The sequence below is a fragment of the Fictibacillus aquaticus genome (assembly GCF_002245695.1).
GTDB lineage: Bacteria > Bacillota > Bacilli > Bacillales > Fictibacillaceae > Fictibacillus > Fictibacillus aquaticus.
This window is the reverse complement of sequence record NZ_NOII01000011.1, coordinates 230,770-246,685: the sequence shown is the minus strand read 5'-3', so window position 1 is coordinate 246,685 and position 15,916 is coordinate 230,770. Positions and strand designations below refer to the sequence as shown.

Here is a 15,916-nt window from a genome sequence, read left to right as displayed (position 1 = left end):
CGCGGAGGAAAATATGTTATTTCAAAACGGAAAACTAAGTGTAAGGATTTTAGAAAAGGAAGACGCTCATCTGCTCGCTAAGTGGCTGTGTGATCCAGGCGTTCTGGAGTTTTACGAAGGACGAGACAATCCATTTGATTTGGATCGGGTGGAGCGTGAATTCTACAATCCAGATGAAGATGGTGTGCTGTGCATTGTAGAATTTGACGGTGTGCCTGCTGGGTATATTCAGTTTTATCATGTAACGGTTGAAGATCGAATGCGATTTGGATATGAGGATCCATCAGAAGTCATTTATGGAATGGATCAATTTATTGGGGAAACAGAGCTTTGGAATAAAGGGGTAGGAACAATTCTGGTTCAGGGGATGGTGAAATATTTGAAGGATATGAGGCGAGCTGATCGTGTAGTGATGGACCCGCAAACCTGGAACTTGCGGGCACTACGGTGCTACGAAAAATGCGGGTTTAAAAAGGTGATGCTGCTGCCGAAGAATGAGCTTCACGAAGGCGAATATCGTGACTGCTGGCTGGTGGAGTATAAGTGTTAGTGTTTATGGGGTACGGTACATTTACAAACAAAACGAAGCTATGGCTGCGTTGAATTGTAAATGTACCGTACCCCCTTTAATTCTTTAAGCAGATTCTTTGCTATTAACCACCTTTGATATTAATATACTAGTAACTTTTAAAAAGATAGTAATATTGAAAGGTGGAAATAGCAGCATGATGAAGCAAAAGTATGAGCCTTTATTTAAATCGTTTACGTTTGGAAACGGGGTAGAACTAAAAAACCGTGTCGTTTTGGCACCGATGACAAACTTTGCGTCCAATCCAGACGGAACAGTATCAGATGATGAAGTTGCCTACTATGAAAGACGTTCTGACGGCGTCGGGATGGTTGTCACGGCATGTACGTATGCCACGCCGAACGGTAAAGGATTTCCGGGAGAGTTTGCAGCAGACTCTGATGACATGATTCCGAGTCTTCGCCGTCTGGCATCGGCTATTAAAGAACAAGGTTCAAAAGCGATTCTTCAGATCTTTCATGGCGGACGCGAATGCCCATCTGAGCTTGTAAATGGAGATGTGGTGAGTGCGAGCAATATTCCTTCTGAGGGAGAAGGCAAGCCCGTTCCTCGTGAACTGACTTCTGAAGAGATCGAATCGATTGTACGCGATTTTGGAGAAGCAACAAGACGTGCGATTGAAGCTGGATATGACGGCGTTGAAATACATGGTGCTAACGGCTATCTCATTCAGCAGTTCTTCTCGCCTCATGCGAACCGCCGTGAAGATAAATGGGGAGGCAGCCTCGAAAAGAGAATGGCTTTCCCGCTTGCAGTAGTTGACTCGGTTCAAAAAGCGGTTGCTGAACATGGTGATGAGTCGTTTATCGTTGGGTACCGGTTCTCGCCTGAAGAACCAGAAACACCTGGCATCACGATGGCAGACACTTTGGCGCTTGTGGATGCTTTGAGTGAAAAGGATCTCGACTACCTTCACGTTTCGTTGATGGACTTCTGGTCAGAAGCAAGACGCGGAGTGGAAGATAAGCGGTCGCGCATCGAACTAATTCAGGAGCGTGTCGGGAAAAAAGTTCCGGTTATCGGTGTCGGCTCCATCTATACGGCAGACGATGCTGTGAAAGCTATGGAATCAGGGGTGCCACTTATTGCACTTGGGCGAGAGCTTATCATCGATCCAGATTGGGTGAAGAAAATCAAAGAAGGCCGGGAAGACGAGATTGTAACAAGTATTGATAAAAGCAAGCAAAAGGAGCTAGTCGTTCCAGATGCATTATGGAATGCGATCGTGAATTCACCGGGATGGTTTCCGGGAGTATAACTGATACAAAGTGATGGGGGTACGGTACCGTGGCGGTACCGTCCCCCCATCACTCTTTTTTTGTTCATTTTTAACATTTATTTGCATATATTGGAATTATATAGTACATTACAAGAGTAATGCACTAATGGAGTGTGGGTGGTGATGGTTTGTTATTAAACTTGAACAGCTTGACCCCGATTTATATTCAGATCGCGGATTGGCTTGAGAATGAGATATTGAACGCCAGTATCAATGTGGATGAAAAGATCTATTCGCAATATCAGCTTGCTGAGATGTTTAACATTAACCCCGCAACAGCGGCTAAAGGGTTAAATATTTTAGCGGATGAACAGGTTCTTTATAAAAAGCGAGGGCTGGGAATGTTTGTGTCGAGTGGGGCAAGAGAGATCATTTTGGAGAAAAGAAAAAATCAGAAGCTTAGTGGAATGGTTAAGGAACTAGCCATGGAAGCCGTTCAGCTGAATGTCGGTGAAGATGAGCTTGTTACATTGATAAAAGATATGCACCGAAAGATAAAGGAGGATATGAAATGAATGTGGTCAGCTGCCAGGGGGTTATGAAGCGATACGGCAGAGGGAATGCCCTCCGCAATTTGTCTTTTACATTGGCGGAAAACAGTATTACTGGACTGATTGGTAGAAACGGAGCGGGTAAAACAACGCTTTTGAGCATTATTGCTGGCTTGCAAAAGCAAACCTCCGGCGAAGTGCGCGTGTTTTCAGAGAACCCTTTTAATAATTTGAAAGTATCGGCCAACACTATATTCATCCACGGCAACATGACGTTTCCAGCGGCAATGACTTTGAGTGAGCTGCTGCAAACGGCAGGGAGCTTTTATCATAACTGGAACAATCAGCTGGCAGAGCGATTGTTAGAATACTTTTCTCTCGATCCGAGTCAGAATCATAACAATTTGTCCAAAGGAATGAAGAGTACGTTCAACATGATTGTCGGGCTGGCAGCGCGCTGTCCGCTGACGATTTTTGATGAACCAACTTCAGGCATGGATGCAGGAGTAAGGAAAGACTTTTACCGTGCACTGCTGAAGGACTATATTGCCTCACCGAGGACTATTATCCTCTCAAGTCATCTGCTTAATGAGGTGGAGGATATTTTAGAAGATATTTTATTGATCAAAGAAGGAGAAAAGTGCCTTCATATGACGGTTGAAGATATGAAGGAGTATGCGATAGGGATAAGCGGACCAGCTGCGGCCGTCGAAAGCTGGATCGCGGAAAGAGAAATCATTCACCAGCAGACAGCAGGTGTGAACGGAACGTATGCGGTTGTGAGGAATGTATTCTCTGAGGAAGGACTAGAAAGAGCTAGATTGCAAGGACTTGAGATGACGCCTGTCTCGGCAGACAGTCTGTGTATGTACCTGACAAGCAAAACAAAAGGAGGGATCGATCATGTATTTAGCTGAAGTGAAATTATCGAATATCGTTAAAAAGCAATATTCTTACAAGCTGAAATCTTACTCGAGCGGATTTACATCTTTAATATTCATACAGATGATTGCTATCCTTTTCTCTTTTAACGGATCATCCATGATGGGTGGCGGATCAGAGACGTTTTCATATGACGTTAAATATTTTACAGGAAGTATGATTCTCGTATTTACCATGCTATGGGCTTTCATTGTCGGTATTCTGATAACGACCAAAGCTTACCGAAATGATGATTACTCTTTCGTTACGAATCAAGCGGCAAGCCAATATTCTAACATTCTATTTCTCTTATCTGCCTGTGCTTTTGCAGGTGTTACGGCATTTCTTTCCACACACTTGTTTCAGCTGATCGCGGTTTTCGTCCTGAAAGATCATTCATTTATGATGCAGCAGCTGACAGTTGGAGAAATGTTGAAGGGTTTGTGTGCTTCATATTTGTATATCTTTCTGTTGGCCAGTATCGGATACTTTGCAGGTATGCTGATACAATTTAACAGAGCATTTGTGTTTATTCTTCCTGTTGTGATTTTCGGTCTGTTAATTTTAGAGGGAGTTGTGACAGGGGAATCAACAATGCTCTTTAAGACCGGTATATTTTTTGGAGATGAAACGTCCTTCGTGCTGTTTGCTATAAAAGTGATTGGTGTATCAAGTCTGTTTTATGCCGCAGCAAGTTTTCTCTTAAGGCAAATGGAGGTAAAAGCATGATTATCGTAACATTTTTAATCCCCATTATTCTTATTGCAGGTATTATGTCTGTTGTGATGCTGCTGTTTAAGTCAGGTCAACGAAGAGGTTTTAATCTTGGCGGGAAAATGAAATGGATACTAGGTGGTTATACCGTGATTTTGTTAATTGCTGCGATGCTGTCTGCTGTAATTCTTCCTGCAAAATTAACATCGGGCAAGACCTACAGTACGGAACAAATAGAACAGATACAAGATGAAGAAACAAGGGTATTTGATGAGGCGATGAACGGGAAGTATGATCCCGGTCAAACAGCTTTTAACAAAAAGAAAAGCTGGTCGCTTCCATTCAGCGAGAGGACGCTAACGGTATCCGCACCGTCAATAAGCGTATTCGTTGAACATACAGATCACAGCAAGGATGGGAGTATAGAGGCTGTCTATTACACAGGTAAATTCATTATTGAACGAATCGATGTTACCGACAAATCGAACCCGATAGAGCTTTCTCTTGCAGGATCGGATTTATCTGTAAATAATCCGATTCCAACAGAGGTTAATATGGGGCTTTTCCAAGCAGGCTTTGCCTTCAGCCAGTTTTCTGACGGAACTGGAGGTATGTCGTTCGACAGTGAAGCTACATTTGGACTTGGATTTGTTTATTTGAAAGTCCCAGCAGGTGTTGAAGTAAAAGGCGATGTAACATATGTGAATTAAGAAAAGAAAAGATGGGGGTACGGTACCGTGACGGTACCGTACCCCCATTATGTTAACCTGAAAATATTTTTACATAAAATAACAACAACTACCTTGCATTGTTCACTACTATGGTATATTCTTACAAGTGAGTCTACTGTATTTTTTTGGAACACTACTGGTTATTGTTTAGTACTGGATTATAATCGCTGGAGGAATGGAATGAATGTTCAATTCAAAAAAGGTGCGCTGGAGCTTTGTGTATTGATTCTTATTTCCAAGAAGGATCAATATGGCTACGAGCTGGCACAAAGTATTTCCAGCAAGATTGAGGTGGCAGAAGGAACACTGTATCCGCTTCTGAGGCGCTTGACGAAGGAAGAATATGTATCTACTTATCTTGCGGAATCGACTGAAGGTCCGCCTAGAAAATATTATTACTTAACAGAAAAAGGCGCTGCTTATATGAGAGTGCTGATTGACGAATGGAAGCAGTTTTCAAACGCTGTGAATGAATTCATTGTGGAGGGGCTCGAAAATGAAGAAAGCAATGTTTCTTGGAAAATTGGATTCTCTTCTCCAGCAAGTACCGGAGAATGACAGACGGGAAATGCTCTATGACTTTGAGGAGCACTTTTCAAATGGAATGGCAGAAGGAAAGATTGAGGAAGAACTCGTAGCTGAACTCGGCAGTCCGGAAATGATTGCGAAGGATTTGCTCAGTGAATACCGGCCAACGGTGAAACCGGCGGAGTATCATAGCAAAGGGGCTGGGAAGCTGAATTCAACTATTGTACTGGCAGGGCTGTTCTTTTTTAACCTCGTCTTTGTTCTTGGACCGGCTCTTGGGATAGCTGGGGTTTTTGTGGGGTTATGGGTTGCAGCTTTTGCTCTTCTCATTACTCCGTTAGCGGTCATTGGATCGCTTGTTGTGAATGGTCTGGACGGAATATTGCTCGTGTTTTTTGTCAGCTTGATTACTTGCAGTCTTGGAATTTTGCTGAGTGTAGGAATGTTGAATGCTGGCAGAGCTGCGAAACGGGCGATGACAAGGTACATCCGATTTAACAGTAATATTGTGTACGGAAAAGGAGAGAGAGCGGCATGAGCAGGATTGTGAAATTTGCACTGGCGATGTTAGCTGTAGGAGTGATTGGTACGGCAGGTACGGCAACCTTTACTGATGCGTTCTCACTAAAAACCACCGATTATCATAGTAAGAAAATGGTGAAAAGCGGGGGTGTTGAGAACATTGAAGTGGATGTTTCATCAACTGATGTTACAGTCGTGCCAGGGCAATCAGGTCAAATAGAAGTAACGTTGAAAGGAAGGCTCAGCAAAACGATTAAGGAAAAAAGCAATTATAAGCTTTCGGTTGAGGAAAAAGGGGACACATTGAAGGTGAAGGTCACCCAGAAGAATATGTACTTTTATGTAGGTATGGGAAGAGTGGACCTTAATCTGGAAGTGAAGGTACCTGAGAAAATGTATAAATCGTTGGTGATTGAAACGTCGTCAGGAGATATTGAACTTCGTGATCTTAAAGCAGATAAAGTGGAAGCAGAAGCGAGTTCAGGAGACATTAAAATGAAAAATGTGTCGGCGGATTCTGTGAGCCGCAGTGAAACAAGCAGCGGAGATATCACGCTGAAAGACTCTGTTTCAAAGAAGTTTGAACTGCTTGCAAGCTCAGGTGATATGATACTGAATGGCCTGAAGGGTGATGTGACAGCTGAGACGTCATCAGGAGAGATTGATGTGAAAGGGAAATCTGCATCAGGCAACATTAAAGCTGATACGGCAAGCGGCGATGTGAATGTTGTTTTTGAAGATCGGCCAGAGTCGCTGAGTATAGTTTTTGAAGGAAGCTCAGGTGATGGAACAGTGAATCTTGCAGGTGTGGATTATGATAAAAAAACAGACCATACCATCGCGGGCAGAATTGGTGAGGGAAAATATAAGTTACAAGTTACAACATCTTCTGGGGATTTCGAGTTGAATTAGAAACCATACAAATGGGGTACGGTACCGTGACGGTACCGTACCCCATTTATGTTAACTTCTATTATTGCCCTACAGCTGCAGGCACTGCGCTCAAGGAGCTTTCAACTTCAGCAGCAACCTCGCGTCCTTCGCGGATCGCCCAGACGATGAGGCTCTGTCCGCGGCGGGCATCGCCAGCTGCAAAAACGCCGTCAACGTTTGTTTGGTAGCTGCTTGAAGCAGTTGCCACTCGGCGGTTAGCCGTTGTTTTTACTCCAAACGCCGAGAGTACCGGCTGTTCTGGTCCTTCAAAACCGATCGCGATAAACACAAGCTGTGCCGGCCAAATACGTTCAGTGCCAAGCACCTCCTGCATGACCCATTCCCCGTTTTCATTCAGCGCTTTTTCCATTTGGACAGTGTGCAGCTCTTTTAACGTACCATCTGCATCAGCCACTAATTTTTTCGTCTGTACAGAATACTGGCGAGGATCTTCGCCATGCACAGCAGCTGCTTCTTCGTATGCGTAGTCCAGTGTGAAGATATTTGGCAGCTCAGGCCACATGTTGTCTGGCGTACGAGAACCAGGAAGCTTCGGGTACTTGCCGAACTGCACGACACTGCGGCACTTTTGGCGCAATGCCGTAGCCACGCAGTCAGCTCCCGTATCTCCGCCGCCAATGACGATTACATCTTTGCCTGCCGCATCAATGTATTTTTCGTCTGGCACTTGACTGCCAAGAAGGCGCTGAGTAGACACCGTCAGGTAATCCATCGCAAAATGCACGCCCACGGCATCGCGGCCCTCGAGTTCAAGATCGCGCTGTTTCTGTGCACCGGTACAAAGGATGACTGCATCGTATTCAGCTCTTAGCTGCTCAGGAGAAACGTCGCGTCCAATTTCCGTGTTTAGGACAAACTCAATGCCTTCCTGGCGTAGCAGGTCTATACGGCGTTCTACAATTCCTTTATCAAGCTTCATGTTCGGAATGCCATACACGAGCAGTCCGCCTGCACGGTCAGCTCGCTCATAAACAGTGACAGTGTGGCCGGCTTGGTTAAGCTGATCAGCTGCGGCTAATCCTGCAGGGCCAGAACCGACAATCGCGATTCTTTTGCCTGTTCGGCTGCCAGGAATCCGCGGCGTGATCCAGCCATTTTCAAAGCCTTTATCAATAATCGCTCTCTCAATATTTTTTATCGTAACAGCAGGCTCAGAAATCTCGACCGTACACGAGCCCTCACATGGAGCAGGGCAGACACGACCAGTGAACTCGGGAAAATTGTTTGTTTTCATCAGGCGGTCGAGCGCTTCTTTCCAGCGGCCGCGGTACACAAGGTCGTTCCACTCAGGGATCAGGTTGTGAATCGGACACCCGGATGTCATGCCGTTAATCTCCATCCCGATGTGGCAGAACGGCGTCGCGCAGTCCATGCAACGCGCGCCCTGCCTTTCCATCAGGCTGTCCGGTGCCGGAAGCGTGTATTCGTTCCAATCCTTGACTCGCTTTTTTGGATCGCGTTCATGGATGTCTTCTCTTTTATAGTCCAAAAATCCGGTTGGCTTACCCATAGTATCCCGCCTTTCTAGTTTAAAATATGGTTGTCGAAGTGCTAGACCCGTAAATTAGGATTGACCCGTAAAATTTAATTTAGATCTGTAAAATTAGTATATAGACTCGTAAATTTCAAATTAGACCCGCAAATCCCAAATTAGACTGCTGCGTTACACCCTCGCCAGCCTATTCAGCTCATTTCTTCTAGCCTTTGGGGCAGCAGCTGCTGCATTTCCTCCAGAAACGCTCTTAAATGCGTTCATTACGGCTGTTTCCTCAGAGTAACCAGCTTCACGCTCTTCCCGGATGCGTTCGAGCATCTGCTTGTAATCTTTAGGAATGACTTTTACAAAAAGCGGTGCAAGAGTCGGCCAGTTTTGCAGAACGTATGCCGCTTTTTCGCTGCCTGTTTCCTGCTGGTGAGCAGCGATCATCTCATATACAGAAGCGCGTTCATCTAAATCGGACAGATCTTCAAATTCAATACTTTCAAGATTGCAATGAGCTTTAAATTCGTCCGCGTTAGGAGCGAGAATATAAGCAATTCCGCCTGACATCCCGGCACCGAAGTTCTTGCCTGTTTCACCGAGCACGACGACCTTGCCGCCAGTCATATACTCACAGCCATGGTCGCCGATTCCTTCCACGACAACGTTAGCACCGCTGTTTCGGACGGCAAAACGTTCGCCTGCCATTCCATTAACATACGCCTCACCGCCGGATGCGCCGTAAAAGGCGACATTCCCGATAATGACATTGGAATTGGCCATATGGCGGAACGCAGCTGGTGCAGTGACCGTAATTTTACCGCCGGAAAGCCCTTTTCCTACGTAGTCGTTGGCATCACCGGTCAAGTGCATCGTCATTCCTTTAGGAGCGAATGCGCCAAAGCTTTGACCTGCATGACCTGTAAAGCGGAGTGTAACGGTATTATCAGGCAGACCTGCAGCACCATAGCGTTTAGAAATCTCACTGCCCGTAATTGTTCCAGCAACACGGTTAATGTTTTCAATCTCAAAACTAGCATCGACTGGCTTGCCGTTTTCAATAGCCTGCTCAACTGCAGGGAGTATTTCTTTTATATCAAGAGATTCATTGATTTTATGATCCTGCGGTGTACGGAATGAACGCGCACCTTCCACCTGGTATGTCAGGCTTGAAAGATCCAGATAACGCGCCTTCCAATGTTCCTTCGCTCGATTGCTCACTTCAAGCACGTCGGTACGTCCGACCATTTCATCAAGTGTACGGAATCCGAGCTGTGCCATGATCTCGCGCACTTCTTCAGCTACGAATCTCATATAGTTGACGACATGGTCCGGATTGCCGGCGAACTTGTCGCGAAGCTCTGGGTTCTGTGTTGCGACGCCGACAGGGCATGTATCCATGTGGCAGACACGCATCATCACACAGCCAAGCACGACAAGAGGTGCTGTCGCGAAGCCGAATTCCTCAGCACCGAGAAGGGCGGCCATGACAACGTCTTTACCTGTCATCAGCTTGCCGTCTGTTTCAAGAACAACACGTTCACGCAATCCGTTCAGCATAAGTGTCTGGTGCGTTTCAGCAAGACCCAGTTCCCACGGAAGCCCAGTATGCTTGATGCTCGTTTTCGGTGATGCACCTGTTCCGCCGTCGTATCCGCTGATCACGATTACATCAGCTGAACCTTTTGCTACACCGGAAGCAATTGTGCCGACACCGGCTTTAGCAACGAGTTTTACCGAAATGCGTGCGTGGCGGTTTGCATTTTTCAAGTCATGGATCAGCTGTGCGAGATCCTCGATTGAATAAATATCATGGTGCGGAGGAGGGGAAATTAATCCCACTCCTGGCGTTGAACCGCGGACTTCAGCAACCCAAGGATAAACCTTGTTGCCTGGCAGCTGTCCGCCCTCGCCTGGCTTTGCGCCCTGTGCCATCTTGATCTGCAGCTCATCAGCGTTCACAAGATAGTGGCTGTTAACGCCGAAACGGCCTGATGCTATCTGTTTGATCGCACTGCGGCGGTTGTCGCCATTGGCATCCGGGATAAAACGCTCCGGATTTTCGCCGCCTTCACCGCTGTTGCTTTTGCCGCCAAGGCGATTCATAGCAATAGCTAGTGCTTCGTGCGCTTCCTGGCTCAATGATCCGAATGACATCGCACCTGTCTTGAAGCGTTTTACGATAGAATCAACAGATTCAACTTCATCGAGTGGAAGAGCTTTTGTGTTTTTAAACGAGAACATGTTTCTTAAAAAGCCAAGACGCTCTTCATTTGCTGCTTCAGAAAATTGCTTGAAAAGTGAGTAGTCCTGCTTGCGGCACGCCCACTGCAGTGTGTGGATGGTCTTCGGATTGAACGCATGGTGCTCTCCGTTTGCTCTCCACTGAAAATCACTGCCAGAATCGAGAGTGCTGTCTGTATTTTTAGCATAAGCTTCATTATGTCGAACAAGTGTTTCCCGGGCAATAATGTCGAGGCCGATTCCATCCAGCTGTGATGCTGTACCAGGGAAGTAGCGTTCGATTGTTTTCTTGCCAATCCCTACGGCTTCAAAAATCTGTGCGCCACGGTAGCTTTGTACGGTTGAGATTCCCATCTTAGACATGACTTTAATAATTCCGTCTGTCACGCCTTTTTTGTACTTTTTAACAGCTTCATCATATGTCACCGTTAGGCTGCCGTCTGCCGCAGTCTCAGCATATGTCGCATATGCGAGGTAAGGGTAAATGGCATCAGCGCCATATCCGATCAGAGCCGCAAAATGGTGAACCTCACGTGTTTCGCCAGACTCGATGATCAGGCTCGTTTTTGTGCGCAGTCCTTTTTGTACAAGATGGTGGTGAACTGCGCTTGCTGCCAGCAGGGCAGGTATCGCAGCCGTGTTTTCGTTCATTTTACGGTCTGATAGGACAAGAATGCTAGCCCCGTCTAACACGGACTCTTCTGCCTGTTTCAGCAAGTTTTCTACAGATTGTTCTAAATCATCTGAAAATAAAGTGTGCAAAATGGCACTTCGGAATCCGCTGAAAGCTTTCTTTTTAATTTCTTTCATCTGTCCAGGAGTTAGAACAGGTGAGTCCAGCTGCAATCGGCGGCAGTTATTTTCGTCAGGGTGAAGAAGGTTGCCTTCCGCACCAAGCAAAGTCATGGATGATGTCACAAGCTGTTCGCGTATCGCATCAATCGGCGGGTTCGTCACTTGTGCGAAATGCTGCTTAAAGTAGTTGAAAAGTGACTGCGGACGATCAGATAACACTGCGAGCGGTGTATCGCTGCCCATCGATCCAATTGGATCTTTGCCTTCTGTTACAATGGCAAGAAGGTACTTTTTAATGTCTTCATACGTATATCCGAATGCTTTTTGCTGTGAAAGCAGGTTTGGCACCGTTTCTTTAGGCGTATTGCCGTGGTCGTTAATAGCAACGAGCTGCTGTTTCAGCCATTCTTGGTAAGGCTTCTCGTTCGCCATTTCACTCTTGATCTCTTGATCAGAAAGGATGCGGCCTTCTTCAATATCTATTAAAAGCATTTTGCCTGGGCTCAGACGGTCTTTATATACGATTTCTTCTTCGTCAACCGGAATGACGCCCACTTCGGATGAATAAATAATATGGTCATCTTTCGTTACGTAATAGCGCGCAGGGCGGAGACCGTTGCGGTCAAGAATCGCACCTATCTGACGTCCATCGGTGAATGAAATGCTCGTCGGTCCGTCCCAAGGCTCCATCAAGCAGCTGTGGTATTCATAAAACGCACGCTTTTCAGCTGAGATGTGCGGATTTTCCGTCCATGGCTCTGGGATGAGCATCATGGCCGCATGTGCCGGTTTTCTGCCAGCTAGTACAAGAAATTCAAACGCGTTATCTAGGATAGACGAGTCACTGCCATCGCTGTCGACGATCGGCAGAACTTTTTCAAGATCCGATCCGAACGCTTCAGAAACAAACTGCTGCTCGCGGGCTTTCATCCAGTTCATATTGCCGCGCAGCGTGTTGATCTCTCCATTGTGAATAATATAACGGTTTGGATGTGCTCGTTCCCAGCTCGGGAATGTATTTGTGCTAAAGCGGGAATGCACTAAAGCGAATGCCGATACAAAAGAAGGGTCCTGCAAATCAAGATAAAACGCATCGACCTGTTCAGGTGTCAACAACCCTTTGTAAATGATCGTTCTCGTTGAAAGGCCAGTAAAGTAAAAGCGCAGCTCCTGCTTTTTAGCCCAGTTCTCCGCCTGTTTACGGATAATATACAGCTTGCGCTCGAACGAAGCTTCGTCCTGAAGGCTTTCATCTGCGGCAATAAACACCTGGCGGATGACAGGGCACGTTTCTTTTGCAGCAGGTCCGATTGGTTCTTGATTTACTGGCACCGTTCTCCAGCCGATCAAGTGCTGTCCTTCTGCTTTAATTAAGTTGTTAATGTGGCTTTCAATCTGCTGCTGTTCTTTTTCGTTTTTTGAAAAGAAGAGCATGCCCACACCGTAGCGGCCTTTTTCAGGAAGGTTGAGTTCTGGACACTTTTCTCTGAAGAATGCATCTGGAATCTGTACCATCAGCCCAGCACCGTCTCCGGTAGCAGCGTCCTGTCCAGCGCGGTGTTCAAGTCTGCACAGCATTCCGAGGCCTTTTTTCACGATGTCGTGTGTCGCTTTTCCTTTTAAATGGGCGTAAACACCGATTCCGCATGCGTCGTGCTCGAATTGCGGATCGTAAAGCCCTTGTGCCTGAGGTATCTGATTGTAAGTCATGGACATGCCCTCCCGTTTTCCGTCTCTTTGTAATAGTGTATGTTTTCTGATTAATGCAAACAATATATAATATAGATAAGAATGATCTCAAAATGAGAACGATCGAGGTGATGAGGCTATGGAACTGCGACAATTGCAGTATTTTATTGAGGTGGCAGAAAGGGAACACGTGTCAGAAGCAGCGCAGCATCTTCATGTCGCACAGTCTGCCGTCAGCCGGCAAATCGCGAATTTGGAGGCGGAGCTCGGAGTTTCGCTTTTTGAGCGGGAAGGACGCAACGTCAAGCTCACAGCAGTAGGGAAGCTGTTCTTAACGCATGCAAAGACGGCGATGAAGGCGATAGATTTTGCGAAAAAGCAAATAGATGAGTATTTGGACCCCGAGAAAGGAACCGTAAAAATTGGTTTTCCAACTAGCTTGGCGAGTCAGCTCATGCCGACCGTAATCTCTGCTTTTAAAAGAGAACATCCTAATGTGGCGTTCTATTTAAGGCAGGGATCGTATAACTATTTGATTGATGCTGTGAAAAACGGGGAAATAGACCTGGCTCTGCTCGGACCTGTACCAAAAGATCATCCGGAAGTGGAAGGACATATTTTATTTACGGAAAATTTGTCGGTGCTCATTCCGTCTGATCATCATCTTGCTGAAAAGAGAAGTTTGTATTTAGGGGACTTGCGGAACGAGAATTTTGTATTGTTTCCTGAAGGATATGTACTGCGAAAAGTGGTTCTTGATGCGTGCCGTGAAGCGGGGTTCACGCCGAAGATTTCTTCTGAGGGAGAGGACTTAGATGCGTTAAAGGGGTTGGTCATTGCCGGTATGGGAGTAACCCTGTTGCCGGACAGTTCATTTAACGAAACGAAGCATCAATATACGGTAAAGCTGCCGATCGAAGCGCCAAGGGTTATCCGGACGGTAGGTATCATCAAGCCGAAGCTGCGGCAGTTGTCTCCAGCTGAGCGGGACTTCTATGAATTTGTAAAGCAGTTCTTCACGGTGCTGGAGCAGTATAGTTAACATAATGGGGGTACGGTACCCGTTTTCTGAAAACGGGTACCGTACCCCCATATGTTTTTAACTTATTAATTGCTGTAACAGGAGAGGGATGATGAGCAATGCAGTGACTAGAAGTGAGATCTCAATGATCTTTTTCTTAGTAAGCACTACTTTCTTGTCGTCTCTTAAGTGCTGCAGAACGGCTACGATAAACCCTGCAAGCATACATAAAAGCAGGGGAATGGAGGCTATCTTAGCAGGTGTTTCTGCAACGTAGCCTTTTTCGATTAATGCCATTATCAGCAGTAATGTAGGAAAGCTTATGCCTAACAGCAAAATATACGCTTTCTTCATTATCTAAACTCCTTTGTATCTTTTCTTCTATATAAATAAACGATTCTGCTGGTTGAAAGTTTCAATAAAAAAAGAGGTCAAGCGCTCTCTAGCGCCTGACCTCTTTAGGTTTAAGCTCCTTTTTTAAGTGAAGCAGCTTGGTTGTTTTGCTGTTGAAACAAGTATTCTTTAACGGCGTTAGCTTTGTTTTTCTTAACAAAGAATGGGTTCAGTGCTGCGACTGTCAGTACGTTTGCGCTCAAGCCCCAGAAGCCTTCGTAGATGCCCATTGATGTTCCGGTTGAATAAACCGTGAATGTTACAGCAAGTCCGACAAGCAAGCCGATGATTGTGGCTTCGCGAGTCTGGTTTTTCCAGAACAAGCTGATGACGATGGCAGGGAAGATCTGTACCATGCCGGAAACGCCGAGCAGCTGCAGCGACACGAGCGCCGTCGGGAACACGAGTCCGAAAAGCAGCGCCAAGCCAATTACGACAAATACCATGCCGCGTGTGATCATTGTCAGCTTAGGTCCTTTTACATCTGGATTGATTAAATCACGATAGATATTGTTCGCGAAAAGGTTTGATGCGCCGATTGCCATGATCGAACATGGGATGAGCGATGCGAGCGCGATTGTTGAATACGCAAGTCCTTGTCCTACACCGCCATACGAAGTCTGAATCAGACGGAGCAGTGCGAAACGCGGATCCGTTCCGTCAGGCAGAACGAGAAATGCGATAAAGCCAAGGAAAACAACAAGAATCAAGACGATGTTGTACAGCGGCAGATACATCGCGTTCTTTCGGATGGCATCTGCACTTTTTGCTGTGAATACACCTGTTGCGGCGTGTGCCCACATGAACAGAGCGAGTGCGGATACAAGTGATGCGGTGATGAACCATGGGATCCCTTTTGGTCCTTCTGTCGGAATCGTCAGAAGCTGTGGTGCGTCTTTGATGATTGTGTCCATCATTGGCGTCCAGCCGCCAAAGTGCATGATTGGCAGTGAAACGACCATGAACAGCATGATTGCCCAGACGAGCACATCTTTTATGATAGCCGTGTATGTCGGTCCTTTGATTCCGCTGAAAAAGGTGTACAGCGCAACAAGGAAGAACGATGTAATGACGACAACTTTTACATTGATAAAGCCTGTCCCGGCAACTTGCAGTGTATCCTGAATACCGCTCAGCTGCAGGCAAATATATGGAATAAGCATAAGAACGCCGACAATGGCGATCAGAGAGGAAAGAAGCTTGCTGTCAAAGCGCTCTCTCGCATAATCCGCGAGCGTTGTGAGCTTGTGGTGGTTAGCGACTTTCCATAGCTTTGGAAGGAAAAAGTAAGAGATAAAATACGCGAGAACGGAGTAAGGGATCGCGAAAAAGGCAAGACTTCCTGCAGTATAAGCCGTTGAAGTCAAACCAAGGAACGTGTATGCGGTATAAAGATCTGCGCCGACGAGAAACCAGACGAGCAAGCTCCCGAAACGGCGGCCTCCGACTGACCATTCCTCAACAGAGCTGCGGACACTTTTATCGCGTCCGGCAAGGAATCCGATGAGGACGACAGTAAGGATGATGAAGATGGTGATTGAAAGTGCTGTAAGATTTCCCTGCAT

14 protein-coding genes are annotated in these 15,916 nt (G+C 46.2%); 10 read left to right on the top strand and 4 right to left on the bottom strand.

The window, feature by feature from the left end:
* Positions 1–13 precede the first annotated feature (13 nt).
* The 9 genes from CGZ90_RS16845 (at position 14) to CGZ90_RS16805 (ending at position 6,687) form a co-directional block, all read left to right on the top strand.
* Positions 14–550, top strand: a complete 537-nt coding sequence (locus CGZ90_RS16845; RefSeq protein ID WP_094253690.1) for a GNAT family N-acetyltransferase — start codon at positions 14–16, stop codon at positions 548–550.
* 175 nt (positions 551–725) lie between these two features.
* Positions 726–1,847, top strand: a complete 1,122-nt coding sequence (locus tag CGZ90_RS16840; RefSeq protein ID WP_094253689.1) for an NADH-dependent flavin oxidoreductase — start codon at positions 726–728, stop codon at positions 1,845–1,847.
* A gap of 149 nt (positions 1,848–1,996) precedes the next feature.
* Positions 1,997–2,383, top strand: a complete 387-nt coding sequence (locus CGZ90_RS16835; RefSeq protein WP_094253688.1) for a GntR family transcriptional regulator — start codon at positions 1,997–1,999, stop codon at positions 2,381–2,383.
* Entirely contained in the window at positions 2,380–3,276 is an 897-nt protein-coding gene (locus CGZ90_RS16830; RefSeq protein ID WP_094253687.1) for an ABC transporter ATP-binding protein, read from the top strand. Before CGZ90_RS16835 ends, CGZ90_RS16830 begins: the two co-directional genes overlap by 4 nt.
* On the top strand, positions 3,263–4,009 hold the full coding sequence (locus CGZ90_RS16825) for a hypothetical protein (protein ID WP_094253686.1): 747 nt from the start codon (positions 3,263–3,265) through the stop codon (positions 4,007–4,009). Before CGZ90_RS16830 ends, CGZ90_RS16825 begins: the two co-directional genes overlap by 14 nt.
* Complete coding sequence (locus tag CGZ90_RS16820; protein WP_094253685.1) at positions 4,006–4,704, top strand: hypothetical protein; 699 nt, start codon at positions 4,006–4,008, stop codon at positions 4,702–4,704. The genes CGZ90_RS16825 and CGZ90_RS16820 overlap by 4 nt, the downstream gene beginning before the upstream one ends.
* A gap of 201 nt (positions 4,705–4,905) precedes the next feature.
* A complete protein-coding gene (locus tag CGZ90_RS16815) occupies positions 4,906–5,283 on the top strand; it encodes a PadR family transcriptional regulator (protein ID WP_094253684.1) in 378 nt (125 codons plus the stop codon).
* Positions 5,222–5,791, top strand: coding sequence for an HAAS signaling domain-containing protein (locus CGZ90_RS16810; protein ID WP_165766894.1), 570 nt, complete (start codon positions 5,222–5,224; stop codon positions 5,789–5,791). The genes CGZ90_RS16815 and CGZ90_RS16810 overlap by 62 nt, the downstream gene beginning before the upstream one ends.
* Positions 5,788–6,687 carry a DUF4097 family beta strand repeat-containing protein gene (locus CGZ90_RS16805; RefSeq protein ID WP_094253682.1) on the top strand — a complete coding sequence of 300 codons (900 nt, stop codon included), beginning with the start codon at positions 5,788–5,790 and terminating at the stop codon, positions 6,685–6,687. The genes CGZ90_RS16810 and CGZ90_RS16805 overlap by 4 nt, the downstream gene beginning before the upstream one ends.
* A gap of 61 nt (positions 6,688–6,748) precedes the next feature.
* On the opposite strand, the gene CGZ90_RS16800 is transcribed toward CGZ90_RS16805, so the two are convergent.
* Positions 6,749–8,239 (bottom strand): glutamate synthase subunit beta, encoded by a 1,491-nt coding sequence (locus CGZ90_RS16800; protein WP_094253681.1) that lies wholly within the window; start codon positions 8,237–8,239, stop codon positions 6,749–6,751.
* 153 nt (positions 8,240–8,392) lie between these two features.
* Positions 8,393–12,958 carry a glutamate synthase large subunit gene (gene gltB, locus CGZ90_RS16795; protein WP_094253680.1) on the bottom strand — a complete coding sequence of 1,522 codons (4,566 nt, stop codon included), beginning with the start codon at positions 12,956–12,958 and terminating at the stop codon, positions 8,393–8,395.
* A gap of 118 nt (positions 12,959–13,076) precedes the next feature.
* On the opposite strand from gltB, the gene gltC reads away from it, so the two are divergent.
* A complete protein-coding gene (gene gltC, locus CGZ90_RS16790; protein ID WP_094253679.1) occupies positions 13,077–13,979 on the top strand; it encodes a glutamate biosynthesis transcriptional regulator GltC in 903 nt (300 codons plus the stop codon).
* 57 nt (positions 13,980–14,036) lie between these two features.
* Here gltC and CGZ90_RS16785 read toward each other — a convergent pair whose 3' ends face one another.
* Both CGZ90_RS16785 and CGZ90_RS16780 read right to left on the bottom strand, forming a co-directional pair.
* Positions 14,037–14,312, bottom strand: a complete 276-nt coding sequence (locus CGZ90_RS16785) for a hypothetical protein (protein ID WP_094253678.1) — start codon at positions 14,310–14,312, stop codon at positions 14,037–14,039.
* Positions 14,313–14,422: 110 nt separating this feature from the next.
* Positions 14,423–15,916, bottom strand: coding sequence for a sodium:solute symporter family protein (locus tag CGZ90_RS16780; RefSeq protein ID WP_094253677.1), 1,494 nt, complete (start codon positions 15,914–15,916; stop codon positions 14,423–14,425).